This window comes from Streptococcus sp. 29887, assembly GCF_032595075.1.
Classification (GTDB): Bacteria; Bacillota; Bacilli; order Lactobacillales; family Streptococcaceae; genus Streptococcus; species Streptococcus iners.
On sequence record NZ_CP118735.1, the window covers coordinates 624,007 to 640,676 of the forward strand.

The following is a 16,670-nucleotide window of genomic DNA, read 5'->3' on the forward strand; positions in this document are numbered from 1 at the left end:
TTTTTCTATGTTTTAAGATGTCATCCTGCATTCTATTTTCAGTGGATAGCCTGATTATGAATATTTTGAAATTAGTTTCTATATAGTAAGCGTTTACACAAAAACGCTTGCTATCATCAATAGGTAAGCGTAGTAAATGAAAACTAAAATACTATATATTTTTCAAGTGTCGGCACTGGAACAATCCCTCATCACTAAGCCTGAAGAATGTGGTACAATATAGACAGTAAAAAAATGAAGTTGGAATAAAAATGAAATTACCACGTTTCGGCGTTGAGGAGTGGCTAAATGTCCATGAAACCAGCGCTACCTATGACATTGCAGGAGTGTCCATTTCTGCCTTAACCTTAGATGAATTATTCGCCTTGTCGGGTACCAATCCTGAGGATTTTTATAAAAAATTGCAGGGCACTAAACTTAATTATGGCTGGATAGAAGGTTCACCGGAATTTAAAGAAGCTGTTAGTCAGCTCTACGAACAGGTCAGTCCCGAACAAATTCTCCAAACCAATGGGGCAACAGGGGCCAACTTGTTAGTTCTGTATAGTTTGATTGAGCCAGGTGACCATGTCATTTCTCTCTACCCGACCTACCAACAACTCTACGATATTCCAAAGTCCTTAGGAGCAGAAGTGGATTTGTGGCAGATTGAGGAAGAAAATGACTGGTTGCCAGACTTGGAAAAACTGCGTCAGCTCATCCGTCCTAACACTAAGATGATTTGCATCAACAATGCCAATAATCCAACTGGTGCTGTCATGGATAGGGCTTATTTGGAGGAGTTAGCAGCCATTGCTGGTGAAGTTGGGGCTTACATTCTATCGGATGAAGTCTATCGTTCCTTTTCTGGACTGGATGTGCCGTCTATCATTGATGTCTATGACAAGGGTATTGCGGTTAATAGTCTGTCTAAGACCTATTCTCTGCCAGGTATTCGTGTCGGTTGGGTGGCTGCTAATCATCAAGTAACCGATATTCTGAGAGATTACCGGGATTACACTATGATTTGTGCAGGTGTCTTTGATGACATGGTGGCCCAACTCGCTCTGGCATCTCGCCAAGAGATTTTGAAGAGAAATCGGCGCATCTTAGAAGAAAATTTAGCTATTTTGGACCAATGGATGGAGAAGGAACCCTTGGTTTCCTATATCCGACCAGCGGTCGTATCCACAAGCTTTGTCAAGATTGCAGTGGAGATGCCTATGGAAGAATTTTGCTTGCAACTCTTGCAAGAACATGGAGTTCTTCTAGTTCCTGGTAATCGGTTTGAACGTGACGGCTATGTCCGTCTAGGTTTTGCCTGTGAACAAGAAACCTTAATTAAGGGCTTGGAAAAGCTATCTCAATTTTTAAGAAGATTCGATAACAAAAACTAGTTCAGTCACCTGAGCTAGTTTTTGAGTTATCTGAATGATCCAATTGGAAGAGTTTGCGCCAGTCTGGCAGAGAAATGTCTGGACTTGGAATGGAGGTGTTAACATGCTCTTTCCATATTTGATAGCGTGTATCGAAGAGTAGTCGAATGAGCTTGTCCACCATTTCAGCTTCTTGGGGAGTGAATTCTTTCCTTAATCGGTCCATTTCCTGTAATTTTTGTAGGGGATTGACAGTTATGTCGCTGAAACGCTCAATACCTGCCTGAATGAAAATACCAAAGAAGAGGTCAAAGAATGCTTTTAATTCTTCATCCGTCAGGCTGGCAGTCCAAGCTTTTAGGGTTTGGTCGGTTTGGAGGCTGTCATTGGTCAGGGTGGGGGCTGACTTGAAATCATTTCCTTCAATTTCCCACGAAAAGCTGATGTGTTGGAGCAGTCCGACTGTGTTGCTCTGAACAATTTGGGCGTTTTTAGGTGCTTCCAACATCATTCCTACAATAGAATTTTGAGGAATGATAGGGTGGATACGGTCTTGGATGTTCTTGTAGCCAGGGTCATCTAAATGTTTTTTATGAAGTCCAGGAGAATCAAAAGGATAAATAGCAAGGATGCGTTCTTGCAACTCAGGAGCTTGCTGGCTGGCAGCATAAAGGGCTAAATTTCCACCTTTTGAATGCCCAGCGATATAGAAATTTCCATCTTGACTAGCCATCAGCTTTTCTAAATAGCCACTTGCAGAACGCTGGGCAGGAATTTCATCCATATAGGTCATTTGGAAATCTTCCTTCCAACCGATGATAGTGTCGTCAGTCCCACGAAAAGCTGTTAAGATGGTCTGTCTATCTAGGCGATAGCTGATAGCGGAGAATTGTTGTTCTTGGTCTAACTGATAGTCGTCAACGAAGCCAAATGCCTTGATAGACTTGAAGCGTATGGATTTGGCTAGAAGGGTAAATAAGGCTAGGCGGTTTTTGGTCACCATGGAAAAAGGTGGGAAATCATTCTGATAGGTGGCCTCAAACTGCTCTGCCAGATGGTCCAGCCGGATGCCAGTTTCTGTAAAGGAAGCGGGAACCAGTCTGTCAAAAGGCAGATAGGCTAGTTCGGTCAGAGCCAGAATGTCCAGTTTGTTGAGGGGCTGGTCGTAAAAGCTGTCGTATTGCGTTTCTTCGATGTAGTTGAGTAAATTCGGCATGGCAATCCTTTCTTTTTTCAAGTATATCGAAATATGTGTGGAATGACAAATCTGGGTTGGCTAGAAGCTTAACTAAATTTCTATTTTCTTTCAATATTCGCTATTATGCTTTACATACTAGTCAGCTTGCGTTATACTATAGATACAAAGCTAATAGGTAAAACAAACTAGTGATAGATGACAAAGAAAATCACTTTTATTTTTATCAGACTAGTCGGTATTACAAACTAGGTAGGGAGGCAGTATGAAGTTGGATAAGAAAAGTCGGGGAAATTGGAAACTAGCAGGCATCACGCTTGTGACGGCTATTATAACTGGCTGGGCCTTGGATTCTATTTTGATCTTAAGTATACTGTTAGCGTCAGGCTTGCTGTTTGGATTTTTTGTAGAGGAAGAGGAGGACGTATGAAAGAAACCCAGATGCTCAAGGGGGTCCTGGATGGCTGTGTTTTACAAATTATCAGTCAGAAGGAGATTTATGGTTATGAGCTGGTTCAGGAGTTGAGAAAACAGGGCTTTGAAAACATGGTCGGAGGAACAGTCTATCCTCTGCTCCAGAAGTTAGAAAAAAATGGCTTAATTTTCAGCCAAAACAAGCCCTCGCCAGACGGACCAGACAGGAAGTATTTTTATTTGACAGACCAAGGGCTGAGCTACTTAAACGATTTCTGGGTCCAGTGGGGAGAACTCGTCGAAAAAGTGGAGAAAGTGAAAGGAGAATAAGATGAGCAAACAAATGGAATACCGCAAGCAGATTGAAGTGATTGAAAACCAGCTGACCAAGGAAAACAAGGAATACATGGGCCGTATCAATGGCTATATGATGATTGCCTCTGTCTTTCACAGGCAGGAAGAAGCAGTGACTGCCCAGCTCTTATCCATTTACCAAGACGTACTTGAAGCCCAAAAAGACGGGCTTTCTGCGGAGGATTTTCTGGGCAAAGACAGCAAGCAGATGGCAGACGACCTACTCAGCTACCTCCCTCCGATTGGTTTCATGGAAGTCGCAAACCTGAGTGGCCTCATGCTCATCATTTACCTGGGCAGCCAATGGCTGATGGACTTTGCAGGGACAGGCACCATTTCGCTCAACTGGCTGGATTTGGTGTGTGACACGGCTCTCAGTTTCCTCCTGCCGGCAGGGATTTTCCTCATCATTCGCGGTCTGATTTACCAGACCAGCAAAATCAAGGTTTGGGCAAGCTTTCTCTGCATTCCCCTTCTTTTTCTAGTAATTTGTGGACTTCGTCTTTGGGCAATCCCCAAGGAACCTGACCTAGTCTTGACTGGCTGGGGGCTTCTAGTACCACTCACCTTGCTCGGTCTCGCTCTGCTATTTTTCCAAAAGGAAAAGTTGGTCCGCTATGTCTTTATGCCTAGTTATCTCTTTATGCCTAGTTATCTCTTTATGATTGTTGGCGGTGTGGTGAATATGGTCATGACCGTCCCAGTTTGGTTCAATCTGGTGTTGCTCATTCTGGCAGCTATGGCCTTTTGGATTGGAACTGCGGTTTTGTTGGTGAGGAAACCGAAATAGAAGCGATTTTTTGGTATAATGGTTGAAAGATAGAAGAACAAGGAGTTTCAAATGACATTTGAAGAGATTTTACCAGGCTTGAAAGCCAAGAAAAAGTACGTTCGCACAGGCTGGGGCGGGGCGGAGAACTACGTCCAGCTCTTTGACACCATCGAGGTCCACGGGCAAAAGCTGGAGGCGACGCCCTATTTCCTCATCAACGTGACCGGCGAGGGTGAGGGCTTCTCCATGTGGAGCCCTACCCCTTGCGACGTCCTTGCCACCGACTGGGTAGAAGTCCATGACTAAGACAGCCCTCATCACCGGCGTCTCCAGCGGCATTGGTTTAGCACAGGCGGAGATTTTTTTGGAAAATGGCTGGCGTGTCTTCGGGATTGATCAGGCCAGCAAGCCCGATTTGGCAGGCGATTTCCACTTTCTACAGCTGGACCTGACAGGCGATTTATCGCCCGTCTTTTCCTGGTGCCAGTCAGTCGATGTCCTCTGTAACACCGCAGGCATTCTAGACGACTACCGTCCCCACCTCGATATTGAAGAGGATGAATTAGCTCAGGTCTTCGCGGTCAATTTTTTCGCGGTGACCAGACTAACTCGTCCCTATCTGCAGCAAATGGTGGACAGGCAGTCCGGCATCATTATCAATATGTGCTCCATTGCCTCCAGCCTAGCAGGTGGAGGAGGCTCTGCCTATACTGCCTCCAAGCACGCTTTGGCAGGTTTCACCAAGCAGTTGGCCCTGGACTATGCCAAGGACAAGGTCCAGGTCTTCGGCATCGCTCCTGGTGCCGTCCAGACAGGCATGACCCAGAAGGACTTTGAGCCTGGTGGCCTGGCGGACTGGGTGGCAGACCAGACTCCGATTGGACGCTGGACCCAGCCCAACGAAATAGCAGAGCTGACCTTCATGCTGGCTAGTGGCAAACTCGCCTCCATGCAGGGCCAGATTATCACCATTGACGGTGGCTGGAGTTTGAAGTAGGGAGGAAAGTGATGTTGATCTTTGATGATAATCCTCATGTAGCAGTGGTAATCTGTAAACACATAAGTGAAGAGAATAAACCGATAACCTATATCAGTCACGACTTGGAAGATGGGATGTGGCAATTTCTTTGTGGAGATATTCATGACATTGCAGATGCTCAATTAATTGCTTTAGTTGAGATACTTCAGTTTGGGATAACCGAAACACTTCTAAATCAAATCCCTTATGGATTTGAGGCTTTACTTGATCAAGCAAAGAATTGGCAAATCTCTAGAAAGGACCCCCTATGACCCCTACACAACTTTGGCAAGAATTTCTTGCCATCAATCCCCAAGCAGGTCCTGAGCCAGAGGCCTGGGCTTTTGGGGCGGAAGCTGATAGACTGGCTGACTTGGTGGCCAGGGGCATAAAAACCTCGACCAGCTCTGCCCATGCCCTCTACGCAGTGGAGGGAGAAGAAATTCCAACAGCTGGTGGCTATGACATCATTCTGGACGGACAAGGTAAGGCTGTGTGCATTATCCAGACCACCAAGGTCTATGTGACGCCCTTTTCCCAAGTGACGGAAGAACATGCCTATATGGAGGGCGAGTTCCGTCAGGGAGGTGACTTGTCTGACATAAAAGCGAAAAGTCTGGTTCACTGGCGGCAGGTCCATGAGGAACTCTTCACTATTTGGCTGGCAGAAGCAGGTCTGACCTTCTCAGAAGATATGCTGGTCGTCTGTGAAGAATTTGAATTGGTTTATCCTAAATAGACAGTTCTACTGGATGCAATCATCCTTTAGTTTGTTTTCTAATACTAAAAATTTTTGAGAAACTGGCTTCATTCCAGTTTTTTTATTCACGAAAATTCCTTATAATACTGTCATTTTCCAAAAAACACAAAATTTGCTATAATAGGGTCATATACAAATGAAAAGAGAGATACTTATGAGCAATAACTATGCAATTATCCTAGCAGCGGGTAAGGGAACTCGCATGAAGTCTGACTTACCGAAGGTCCTACATAAGGTGGCCGGAATTACCATGTTGGAGCATGTCAAGCGTGCCGTGGATGCCATGGAGCCTGCCAAAACTGTAACCATTGTCGGTCACAAGGCAGAATTGGTGCAGACTGTTTTAGAAGGTCAATCAGCATTTGCCCTCCAGTCAGAGCAGTTGGGAACAGGTCATGCCGTTATGATGGCTGAGCCAGCTTTGGCAGGTTTGGAAGGTCAGACCCTTGTTATTGCTGGTGACACTCCGCTGATTACAGGCGAGAGCTTGAAAAACTTGATTAACTTCCATATTAGCCACAAAAACGTTGCGACTATTTTGACAGCTCAGGCTGACAATCCCTTCGGCTACGGTCGGATTATCCGTAATGCTGATGATGAAGTCTTGAAGATTGTTGAGCAAAAAGACGCTAACGATTTCGAAAAACAGGTCAAGGAAATCAACACCGGTACCTATCTCTTTGACAACAAGCGTCTGTTTGAAGCTCTTAAGGAGATCAATACGGACAATGCCCAAGGTGAGTACTATTTGACGGATGTCATCTCTATTTTCCGTCAGGCTGGCGAAAAAGTTGGGGCCTATGTCCTCAAAGACTTTGATGAAAGTCTCGGTGTCAATGACCGTATCGCCCTTGCGACTGCAGAAACTGTCATGCGCAAGCGAATCAATGAAAAGCACATGATTAACGGTGTCACCTTTGTCAATCCAGAAGCAACTTATATCGACATTGATGTAGAAATCGGAGCAGAAGCAGTTATCGAAGCCAACGTTGTCTTGAAAGGTCAGACAGTCATCGGTGAACGCACGATTTTGACAAACGGCACCCGCGTGCGTGATTCTAAAATCGCTGCAGATGTGGTCATTAGCAACTCAGACATTGAAGAATCGGTTATCGAAGAGGGTGTGACTGTTGGCCCGTATGCCCATATTCGTCCAGATAGCCTTCTGAAAAAAGATGTTCACGTTGGAAACTTTGTGGAAGTTAAGGCTTCTACGCTAGGTGAGGGAACCAAATCAGGTCACTTGACTTATTTGGGCAATGCGACAATCGGCAGCAATGTCAATGTCGGTGCTGGAACCATTACGGTCAACTACGATGGTAAAAACAAATTCAAGACCACGATTGGCGACAATGCCTTTATCGGTTCCAACTCAACCATCATCGCTCCAGTAACAATTGGTGACAATGCCCTGCTTGCTGCTGGCTCTGCCATTACCAAAGACATTCCAAAAGATGCCATCGGGATTGGTCGAGGTCGTCAGGAAAACAAGGAAGGCTATGCGACCCGCTTCCCCTTCCACCCAAGCCAAAAATAGGTACTATTATGAATTTTGAAGAAAAAACCATTGAGCGAAAAGAGATTTTCAAGGGTCATATCTTTGATGTCGTTGTCGATGATGTGGCTTTGCCAAATGGTGGGACTGGCAAGCGTGAACTGATTTTTCACAAGGGGGCAGTATGTGTCTTAGCAGTCACTCCAGAAGATAAAATGATTTTGGTTAAACAATACCGCAAGGCTATCGAGCGCGCTATCTATGAAATTCCAGCAGGTAAGTTGGAACTAGGCGAAGAAGATACGCTGGAAGATGCTGCCTTGCGTGAATTGGAAGAGGAAACAGGCTATACCAGTGACAAGCTGACCTTGTTAGCAGATTTTTACTCAGCTATCGGTTTTTGTAATGAGCGTATTCGCCTCTATTTAGCTGATAACTTGGTTAAAGTGGAAAACCCTCGTCCCATGGATGAGGACGAGGTCATTGAACTGTCTTATGTAACCCTAGAAGAAGCCTTGGACTTGGTCGCAAGTGGGGATATTTGTGATGCCAAGACTATTATGGCGGTTCAATATTTACAACTCATGAGAAAGTAGGAAATTGGCAATGGGCAAGCCCTTGTTAACGGATGACATACTAAAACGAGTGAAAAAAATGCAGGAGGCTGATACAGATGAACGCTTTGGACATTTTAGTCCCAAGCAAACGGTATCCATGGATGAAAAGATTTTTGAGCCCATTTTAGATGAAGACTACCAAGGCTACGAGGAAGGACAGACCATCCGTATTCCTGTCAAACCATCGGTGGTCAAAAGTCGTAGAATTGAAACCATCAAACGCGAAGAATTTCGGGGAAAAGTCAATAAAATTCTCTTTTGGGTCATCGTATTATTGATTATCTTTATTATTGCAGTTTTATTTATTTAGGAGAAATCATGAAATTTGGAATTATCGCAGCCATGCCCCAGGAGCTGAAGATTTTGGTAGAGCAGCTGCAAGACAAGGTAGAAGTAGCTGTCTTGGGTCGGATCTATTACCAAGGCCGTATTGGTCAGCATGAAGTAGTGCTTGTCCAGTCGGGCATTGGCAAGGTCATGTCAGCTATGTCTGTGGCCATCTTGGCTGACCGCTTTGCAGTGGACGCCATTGTCAACACAGGCTCAGCAGGGGCAGTAGCTGACGGGATTGCCATCGGTGATGTGGTGGTAGCTACTCACTTGGCCTACCACGATGTTGATGTGACGGCTTTTGGCTACGCCTATGGGCAAATGGCAGGGCAGGAATTGTATTATCCAGCAGACCAAGTCTTGTTAGAACAGTTAACAGGCGTTTTGGCAGAGCAGGAAATAACCAGTCATCAGGGTCTGATTGTAACCGGTGACAGTTTTATTGCCGGTCAAGATAAGATCGCCAGCATAAAGGAAAACTTCCCAGAAGTTCTTGCTGTGGAGATGGAAGGAGCGGCTATTGCCCAAGCGGCCGTCAATACAGGTAAGCCCTTCTTAGTCATCCGTGCCATGAGCGATACAGCACAAGGGGATGCCAATATTACCTTTGATGAATTTATCATTCAAGCAGGAGAGCGTTCTGCTCAGACCCTGATTGCCTTTTTAGAACAAGTTTAAAACCCAGCCAAGCGGCTGGGCTTTCTTTATTCAAAGGTGTAATCTTTCAGTATCTCAATAGCTTCAATTTTGACATCTGTTTTTGGTTTATCACTGCTATCTGTTTCGACAGCAGCGATCTTATCCACAATATCCATTCCCTCGATGACTTGGCCAAAGACGGTATGCTTGCCATCTAGGTTTGGATTTCCACCGTTTTTATAGGCGTCAACGATTTTTGTTGGATACTTTGAAGATGATAGTTGGCTTGACATATCAGTTGTATTCTGATTGATAAAGAACTGACTGCCGTTTGTTCCTGCGCCAGCATTAGCCATAGACAATGAACCGCGTATATTGTAGAGGAAGGCAGAAATCTCATCTTTGAAACCATAGCCGGCGTCGATAGTTGTTCCCTTTCCAGCCCAGATAGATTCACCACCTGTACCATTTCCTAGAGGATCTCCTCCTTGAATCATGAAGTCCTTGATGACCCTGTGGAAAATAGTACCATTGTAGTAACCATTTTTGGCGTGGGTCAGGAAGTTTTCCACCGTTAATGGTGCTTGCTCAGGGAAGAGTTTGATAGTGATGTCCCCTTGGGTAGTTTTGATTGTTACAGCCGCCTCGTTTTCAGCAACCTCGCTAGATAGCTGTGGAAAGCTAGCATCGGGATTGTTGATGGCGTAGGCTAAGTCTTTGGCATACTTACTAGACGCAGTTGTGTCCGTGGTGGTTGCCAGGGTCGAGCTGGAGCTAGATGAGCTTGATTGTTCAGTGCTGGTAGTGGAATTGCTTGCACAGGCTGTTAATAAAATTGTAGATGCAAGAGCAAGAAATAGTCGTTTTTTCATGGATAATCCTTTCTGGGAAACGTAAAATTATGCTCATTTTACCATGATTTCATACAATTTTCAATTTTCTGCTGAAGTGACAAAAATTCTATAGATTTTTGTGGATAATTTGATATACTATTAGTAAAAAAGGAGCAGTTAAGTATGGAAGATTTGGTTAATAGTTCGGGTTTGTTTTCTACCATTTGTCAAGCCTATCAAGGTATTTGATGAAAAATATTTTGAGTTCAATAGTCAAAATAAGAAAATTGTTTTCTTTTGGACTAAGGTTTCGTGTAAAAAAGAGTACACGAAATTAACACCTTATGTTGAAAATTTTTGATAAGGTGTTACAATAATATTGCATAAACAATCTTACTGATTTTGGGTTAAAGTGTAATCGTAAAGTTTGTTATGCGTTATGAGGTAATACATTGTCCGAATGAGACGATGTATGGAGGCAATCGTGTGTGGCTTTGTAGAAGTCGTTTGCGATTGTCTTTTTCGTTTCTCATAAAAGTCGGCGATATGGCAAGGATTGGTGTGACTGGCTGAAGCGATATTATGGATACACTTGAACAGAATCTTTCTAGCGTAGGGATTGCCACGCTTGGTAATGTGTTCCTTAGCTAGGAAGTTACCAGATTCATAGTGTCTCAGGTCAATACCGATAAAGGCATTGATTTGATTGGCAGACTGAAAACGGCGAATATCTCCCAGTTCACCAATAATACTTGTTGCAGTAGTCTCAGCTATTCCAGGAATAGAGAGCAGAATGTCATATTCAGGTAATGGCTGAGCTAGTTCCACCATTTGGTCTAGGACAGTTTGTCTCTGTTCAGAAAGCCGAAGCAATTCTTTTCCATAGTAACGCACCTCTTCTAGTATTGGAGAGGTTTTCTTGACAGCACAATAAGATTGATTAGCTAGTGCTATCAGTTTCTCAGCTAAGTACGCCACACGCTTGTCCGAAATCCGTTTTGAGGTGGACTGACGAATGCTCTCTGAGAGTTCGTCCTTGCTTAAATCAAGCACGAAGTCCTTGCAAGGAAAAGCTATGACCAGGTTCCAGTATTGTTCGCCAGATGGTGTTGACAAGATATTTTCCAATTCAGTGAACGTGACCTGTAAGATCTTGTGTAGGCGGTTTTTAGCCCGAACAATGTCCTCGGTCAGATTCTGATAGAAACGACTGAGATCCCGCAAGTTTTGGTAGACTTCTTCTTGGACATAAGTGGGTTTACGATTCAGCACAAATTGAGATTGAGCCAGTTTTTCGGCGTCAATTTGATCTGTTTTCCGCACACGCAAGCTATCCAGTTGCTTCTTAGCTTCTAAGGGATTAAGCCGTATATAAGCATAGCCATGTTCATCCAGAAAAGCTTGAAGACGGCGAGAGTAGACACCTGTTGCTTCAAAGATGATTTCTGGCTTATGGACGGTTCTCAAATCGCCAAGTAGCCGAGCAAAGCCTAAGGCGTCATTGGACATGGTATAGCCATGAACTTTCTCACCATTGACTAGAATGGCCACTTCTGAACTTGCCTTACTCACATCAATCCCAAAAACTGCACGCATGATATTACCTCTTTGTCTTGAATGATTCCTTGTTTTAGTGATGTCATTTTCAATACTCGACGTCTGGCGTCCCACATACTTTGATAACATTCTTTCTAAAACAGGTGCCTTGCCAGTTTTTGATGCGACGTCTAGCGTCAAAAGAGTTCTCGACTTAACAAGACACCTCTACTTTATCATAAAGAAAAAGTAGTGAGTACTCTCTCCCGTCGGAGATTTCCTCACTACTAATCTTAGTATGTTTATGTTGTTTTTCTACGCTCTTGCGACACTCATACTAGGAACCGTTTGTTTTCAGATATTCAAAAATACGACGGAGTGGCTTCGTAATAATCAGTCACCAAGAGAAAGGTGTACTGCCAAGCTTGTTGCCAAACGGACCCATGTCTTTGGTAATGAAATGGCACGGACCAATTATTATGTGACTTTCGAATGGGAAGGCAAACGGCAAGAGTTTCGTGTTCGCTCGGATGAATTTGCCCTCTTGGCTGAGGGCGACAGGGGAACCCTACATTTTCAGGGGACCCGATTCCTAGGCTTTAATCGGAGCTAGGGTTCCTTTTCTGTTTGAAATCCACAAAATAGTGTATAATAGCAGGAGTTTATCAGTCAAAAATCTTGGTCGATCAAACCAGTCAGGCTGATAGAAATACCCTTGGAGAAAGTTGAACATGTCACTAGAAAAACGTATTGAAGAAATGTATAAGGACCACGAGGTCAAGCCCTATATCTCCCCAGAACGCGACCTAGCGACCTGGCTCTTAGAAGCCAAGCCAGTGCCCAAACGCAATATGGTTCGTCTGGAAGAAGGCATTTTGCCAGGTGATATTATTTTGCTATGGCGGATTAGCCTAGGTTCTTTTGAAACGACGACGCCCTACTCCAAGTACTTTGAGTACATGTATGGTATCAACGGTCCTGCTCACATGGAGCAGTTGATCGTAGACGGTTATGCCTATGTGGAATCAGCCTTTGATTCCCTAGACCATATCACCTCGACTGCTAAGAAAAATATCCTCAAAGCAGAAGGAGTGACAGGTCTGTCCAAGATGAAGGCAGCAGACCTGGACACTGCCCTCAAGGACAACTTGACAGAAGAAAAACTGGCACCTTACTTTACCGTCAGAGGTTATGCTTTGACGGAAAAAGGTAGAGCTGCTCTCGATAATCACCCAGAAGTGCTTGCAAAACACCCAATGAAGAAGATGTACAAATAAAAATAGAAAAGATTTTTGAACGGCACCCAAAAGTTAGAAACATTCTAGCTTTTTGGGTGTTTTTATTTGCTAATATGTCTATTTCCCTTGACAGAAAACGCTATCAATGATATTCTAGTGTAAATTATTGAAACGTTTCAAAAGAAAGGGGTAAACCATGGAAGAGCAAAAATCAATCACCATGAAAGACGTTGCGCGGGTTGCTGGTGTAAGCGTTGGAACTGTATCAAGAGTTATCAACAATGAGCCAGGTATTAAGGAAAGTACGCTTGAAAAAGTCAATGCAGCCATTAAGGAATTAAATTACATCCCAGATGTTTACGCCCGTGGCATGAAGAAGAACAAGACCGAAACCATTGCCTTGATTATTCCGACAGTTTGGCATCCTTTTTTTGGAGAATTTGCCTATCATGTTGAAGTTGAACTGAGTAAGAAAAATTACAAGTTGCTCCTTTGCAATATTTCTGGTCCAAAAAGGGAACTGGATTATCTGACTATGCTGCAACAAAATAAGGTGGACGGCATTATCGCCATCACCTACAGTCCCATTGATGATTACCTATCGTCCAATATTCCTTTTGTGAGTATCGACCGCACCTATGAAAATAAGGCTATTCCCTGTGTCAGTTCGGACAACCAAGCAGGAGCAGAGCTAGCGGCGGACATCTTGATTGCAAAAGGTGGTAGCCATTTTGCCTTTATTGGTGGGCACAATAAAACCATCAACGAAACCAAGAAGCGCAGAATCTATTTTGAAAAACGAATAGTAGAAGCTGGTTTTCCTTGTCAAGTCTTGGATTTGGAAGAACCCTATGATGATTTTGTTGGAACAGTAGAGAAATTTTTGATTGCCAACCCGCAAATTGATGCCATTTTTACCATCAATGATTTTGTGGCTCTCGACACCCTCTCTATTTTGGAAAAATTGGGTAAACGGGTTCCAGAAGATGTGCAGGTCATTGGCTATGACGGTATTCAGTTAGCAAGTGAACGCTCTCTAGAACTTTCCACCATCCGTCAACCTTTAGAGGCTATGGCCCAAGAAGCAGTGGCTTGTTTAGTCGACATTATTGAGAAAAGGGAGCGTCCTCTCCAAGTCACATTACCAATTTCTTATCTAGAAGGAAAAACGACAAAAAATTGAAAATAGTGGTTTGACCTCGACCTTCTATGTAGAAGGTAAGCGGGCAATTAAATAACATTGTCCCCCCTAAAATATTCTTTCACTCCAAGAGAAGTCCTGTGAATGCAGGGCTTTTTCTGATATGAAAAATATTCTCAATTATGATAAAATAAAGAGATTGAGAAAGTTGAGGATTTTATGGCAAAAACTAGTAAAAAAGGAAAGGCGACCCGCAGGCCGACCAAGGCAGAACAGGCCCAGCAAGATAAGGTAAAAAATGTCACATTACGAGTGGCTGGTATACTTTTTGTCCTCTTCGCTGCTATTCGCTTGGGAGCATTTGGGGTAACGAGTTATAATTTACTGCGCTTACTGTTTGGAAGTGTGACCTACCTAGTTTTGGTAGGTGCCCTTATTTTCCTCTTTGCGCCGGCACGTATTCGCAGTCGCAAAGGGACTATATCGGGGTTCTGTTTTCTTCTTATCGGACTTCTAATCGAATTTCAGGCTTATTTGGATCTAGGTTATAAAGGAAGTGACTTATTCAACCAGACCTTCAAACTTATCGTGAGGGATTTATCAAAGTTTCAGGTGACCAACTTTGCTGGAGGTGGCTTACTGGGCAGTGTCTTTTATTGGCCGGTGTCCGTCCTCTTTTCCAATGCCGGTGCCTTCTTCATCGGTTTCTTGGTCTTGGCCTTTGGGATTTTTAAGTTAGGTCCATGGTCTGTCTATGATGTGGCGGATGGCTTGTCACTGGCTAAGGATAAGTTGGCTGAGGGGCAGGCAAAAAGGGCAGAGCTTCGTGAGATTAAGCGGGCTGAACGAGAAGAAAAACGTCAGCTAGAATTGGCTCGTCTTGTGGAAGAACGACTTCAATTAGAGGAAACGGAAAACACTCAGACCATTGAGTTAGATGATAGACGGATTGACTTGGAAACTGGTGAAATCCTGGAAGAACAAACTTTCCAAGTTCCTATTATCTCTGGCTATGACCATCAGGTAGAAGATGAATTTCCGGTTATGCTGGTGGAGGATGAGGAGGAAATTTCCCCTCAGAGCCAGCCTATTGCTGAAGATGATGGTCAAGATATTCAGATTGATTTCAAACCCAAGAAGAATTTGGTTTACAAACTGCCGTCCATTGACCTATTTGCACCTGTCAAGTCTAAAGGACAAGGGAATGAGAAAAAGATTGTTCGGCAAAATATCAAGGTTTTGGAAGATACTTTTGCGAGCTTTGGTATAAAGGTAGTGGTTGAGCGTGCGGAGATCGGTCCATCCGTAACCCGTTATGAATTAAAACCGGCTGTCGGTGTGCGGGTCAATCGGATTTCCAATCTGGCAGATGATTTGGCTTTGGCACTGGCTGCTAAGGATGTCCGGATTGAAGCACCCATTCCTGGTAAATCCTTGGTTGGTATCGAAGTGCCAAACTCAGAAGTGGCCATGGTTCCTTTCCGAGAACTTTGGGAACAATCCAAGACAGATGCTAGCAAGCTCTTAGAAATTCCACTTGGTAAGGCAGTCAATGGCACAGTCCGTTCTTTTGATTTGACCAAAATGCCCCATCTCTTGGTTGCTGGTTCAACTGGTTCAGGGAAATCCGTTGCAGTTAATGGTATTATCTCTTCTATTTTGATGAAGGCAGGACCTGACCAAGTCAAATTCATGATGATTGACCCTAAAATGGTTGAATTGTCCGTCTATAATGACATCCCTCATTTGCTCATTCCAGTAGTGACCAATCCGCGCAAGGCAGCTCGGGCCTTGCAAAAAGTTGTGGACGAAATGGAAAAACGCTACGAACTATTTAGTCATATCGGTGTGCGTAATTTGGAAGGTTACAATGCCAAGGTAGAAGAGTTTAACAGTCGTTCAGAAGAAAAACAAATTCCACTTCCCCTCATTGTCGTCATTGTCGATGAGTTGGCAGACTTGATGATGGTAGCCAGCAAGGAAGTGGAAGATGCCATTATTCGTTTGGGGCAAAAGGCGCGTGCAGCAGGTATTCACATGATTTTGGCCACCCAACGTCCGTCTGTTGATGTTATTTCTGGTTTAATTAAGGCTAATGTTCCATCTCGAGTTGCCTTTGCGGTGGCATCTGGCACCGATTCACGGACCATTTTGGGAGAAAATGGAGCGGAGAAATTGCTAGGTCGTGGAGATATGCTCTTCCATCCTATTGGAGAGTCTGCACCCGTTCGATTACAAGGTTCCTTTATTTCCGATGACGACGTTGAGCGAATTGTCAACTTTGTCAAGGAACAAGCAGAAGCAGAATATGACGAAACCTTTGATCCTGGTGAAGTGGCAGAGGGGGATGGCGAGGCTGGCTTTGGTGATGAGGGGGGAGATCCACTCTTCAATGAAGCGCGTGCCTTGGTAGTGGAAACACAGAAAGCCAGTGCCTCTATGATCCAACGACGCTTGTCTGTCGGCTTTAACCGAGCAACTAGACTGATGGAAGAATTGGAAGCAGCAGGAGTGATTGGTCCAGCAGAAGGCACCAAACCCAGAAAGGTATTGGAAACGCAGTAATGAAATTTGAAGCAGTCCACCATATTGCTATTATTGGTAGCCATTATGAACGAACACGAGAGTTCTATGTTGAAAAATTAGGCTTTGAGCAGCTGGATGAACATATCAGACCAGAAAAAAATGACATTCTTTTCAATGTCAAAAAAGGAAATATGGTCTTGGAAATTTTCATCAAGCCGGATGCACCTATTCGTCCAGCCATGCCCAATCCAGAACACACTGGGCTTCGCCATCTTGCATTTAAAGTGGCAGATGTGGAAGCTTCTCTGAAAGAATTTGACCGTTTAGGTATTCGGCATGAACCTATCCGGACAGATGATTTTGACGGGAAGAAGATGGCCTTCTTCTTTGATCCAGATGGCCTCCCCTTAGAAATTCATGAATAAAAAGAGCCCCTTGTAACAGCTA

20 protein-coding genes are annotated in these 16,670 nt (G+C 44.0%); 17 read left to right on the plus strand and 3 right to left on the minus strand.

The features are described from left to right. The first annotated feature begins 251 nt into the window (after positions 1-251). The gene (locus tag PW252_RS03360; RefSeq protein WP_248050698.1) at positions 252-1,376 is read left to right on the plus strand and encodes an aminotransferase; all 1,125 of its coding nucleotides are present in this window, start codon (positions 252-254) and stop codon (positions 1,374-1,376) included. A gap of 1 nt (position 1,377) precedes the next feature. On the opposite strand, the gene PW252_RS03365 is transcribed toward PW252_RS03360, so the two are convergent. After that, a complete protein-coding gene (locus PW252_RS03365; protein WP_248050699.1) occupies positions 1,378-2,571 on the minus strand; it encodes a DUF2974 domain-containing protein in 1,194 nt (397 codons plus the stop codon). 244 nt (positions 2,572-2,815) lie between these two features. Between PW252_RS03365 and PW252_RS03370 the strand changes: the two genes are divergently transcribed. The 11 genes from PW252_RS03370 to PW252_RS03420 all read left to right on the plus strand — a co-directional run bounded on the left by PW252_RS03370 (position 2,816) and on the right by PW252_RS03420 (position 8,988). After that, positions 2,816-2,980 (plus strand): hypothetical protein, encoded by a 165-nt coding sequence (locus PW252_RS03370; RefSeq protein ID WP_248050700.1) that lies wholly within the window; start codon positions 2,816-2,818, stop codon positions 2,978-2,980. Continuing rightward, complete coding sequence (locus tag PW252_RS03375; RefSeq protein WP_248050701.1) at positions 2,977-3,294, plus strand: PadR family transcriptional regulator; 318 nt, start codon at positions 2,977-2,979, stop codon at positions 3,292-3,294. Before PW252_RS03370 ends, PW252_RS03375 begins: the two co-directional genes overlap by 4 nt. Before the next feature lies 1 nt (position 3,295). Continuing rightward, the gene (locus tag PW252_RS03380; RefSeq protein WP_248050702.1) at positions 3,296-4,108 is read left to right on the plus strand and encodes a DUF1129 domain-containing protein; all 813 of its coding nucleotides are present in this window, start codon (positions 3,296-3,298) and stop codon (positions 4,106-4,108) included. 51 nt (positions 4,109-4,159) lie between these two features. After that, on the plus strand, positions 4,160-4,396 hold the full coding sequence (locus PW252_RS03385; protein ID WP_004194840.1) for a DUF2829 domain-containing protein: 237 nt from the start codon (positions 4,160-4,162) through the stop codon (positions 4,394-4,396). Next, positions 4,389-5,087: a 3-oxoacyl-ACP reductase gene (locus PW252_RS03390; RefSeq protein ID WP_248050705.1), complete on the plus strand. Its 699-nt coding sequence runs from the start codon at positions 4,389-4,391 to the stop codon at positions 5,085-5,087. The genes PW252_RS03385 and PW252_RS03390 overlap by 8 nt, the downstream gene beginning before the upstream one ends. Positions 5,088-5,098: 11 nt before the next feature. After that, a complete protein-coding gene (locus PW252_RS03395) occupies positions 5,099-5,380 on the plus strand; it encodes a hypothetical protein (RefSeq protein ID WP_172015660.1) in 282 nt (93 codons plus the stop codon). Next, complete coding sequence (locus PW252_RS03400) at positions 5,377-5,847, plus strand: ASCH domain-containing protein (RefSeq protein WP_248050707.1); 471 nt, start codon at positions 5,377-5,379, stop codon at positions 5,845-5,847. Before PW252_RS03395 ends, PW252_RS03400 begins: the two co-directional genes overlap by 4 nt. Positions 5,848-6,022: 175 nt before the next feature. After that, positions 6,023-7,405, plus strand: coding sequence for a bifunctional UDP-N-acetylglucosamine diphosphorylase/glucosamine-1-phosphate N-acetyltransferase GlmU (gene glmU / locus PW252_RS03405; protein ID WP_248050711.1), 1,383 nt, complete (start codon positions 6,023-6,025; stop codon positions 7,403-7,405). 8 nt (positions 7,406-7,413) lie between these two features. Then, the gene (locus PW252_RS03410; RefSeq protein WP_105144475.1) at positions 7,414-7,959 is read left to right on the plus strand and encodes an NUDIX hydrolase; all 546 of its coding nucleotides are present in this window, start codon (positions 7,414-7,416) and stop codon (positions 7,957-7,959) included. 10 nt (positions 7,960-7,969) lie between these two features. Further along, a complete protein-coding gene (macP, locus tag PW252_RS03415; protein ID WP_105117471.1) occupies positions 7,970-8,290 on the plus strand; it encodes a cell wall synthase accessory phosphoprotein MacP in 321 nt (106 codons plus the stop codon). An 8-nt stretch (positions 8,291-8,298) separates the two neighbouring features. Continuing rightward, the gene (locus tag PW252_RS03420; RefSeq protein WP_248050714.1) at positions 8,299-8,988 is read left to right on the plus strand and encodes a 5'-methylthioadenosine/adenosylhomocysteine nucleosidase; all 690 of its coding nucleotides are present in this window, start codon (positions 8,299-8,301) and stop codon (positions 8,986-8,988) included. Between the two features lie 26 nt (positions 8,989-9,014). Here the strand turns inward: PW252_RS03420 and PW252_RS03425 are convergent, their stop codons facing one another. Further along, positions 9,015-9,821: a peptidylprolyl isomerase gene (locus PW252_RS03425; RefSeq protein WP_248050716.1), complete on the minus strand. Its 807-nt coding sequence runs from the start codon at positions 9,819-9,821 to the stop codon at positions 9,015-9,017. Between the two features lie 354 nt (positions 9,822-10,175). Further along, complete coding sequence (locus tag PW252_RS03430; protein ID WP_316716841.1) at positions 10,176-11,378, minus strand: IS110 family RNA-guided transposase; 1,203 nt, start codon at positions 11,376-11,378, stop codon at positions 10,176-10,178. A 244-nt stretch (positions 11,379-11,622) separates the two neighbouring features. Here PW252_RS03430 and PW252_RS03435 point away from each other — a divergent pair, with 244 nt between their 5' ends. From PW252_RS03435 to gloA2, 5 genes are all read left to right on the plus strand, one after another. After that, positions 11,623-11,931 (plus strand): DUF2500 domain-containing protein, encoded by a 309-nt coding sequence (locus PW252_RS03435; RefSeq protein WP_316716842.1) that lies wholly within the window; start codon positions 11,623-11,625, stop codon positions 11,929-11,931. Positions 11,932-12,049: 118 nt separating this feature from the next. Continuing rightward, on the plus strand, positions 12,050-12,595 hold the full coding sequence (locus PW252_RS03440) for a hypothetical protein (protein ID WP_248043742.1): 546 nt from the start codon (positions 12,050-12,052) through the stop codon (positions 12,593-12,595). 157 nt (positions 12,596-12,752) lie between these two features. Then, positions 12,753-13,739: a LacI family DNA-binding transcriptional regulator gene (locus PW252_RS03445; RefSeq protein WP_248043741.1), complete on the plus strand. Its 987-nt coding sequence runs from the start codon at positions 12,753-12,755 to the stop codon at positions 13,737-13,739. 177 nt (positions 13,740-13,916) lie between these two features. After that, complete coding sequence (locus tag PW252_RS03450) at positions 13,917-16,262, plus strand: DNA translocase FtsK (protein ID WP_248050722.1); 2,346 nt, start codon at positions 13,917-13,919, stop codon at positions 16,260-16,262. After that, the gene (gene gloA2, locus PW252_RS03455) at positions 16,262-16,648 is read left to right on the plus strand and encodes an SMU1112c/YaeR family gloxylase I-like metalloprotein (RefSeq protein WP_248050725.1); all 387 of its coding nucleotides are present in this window, start codon (positions 16,262-16,264) and stop codon (positions 16,646-16,648) included. The genes PW252_RS03450 and gloA2 overlap by 1 nt, the downstream gene beginning before the upstream one ends. Positions 16,649-16,670: the final 22 nt, after the last annotated feature.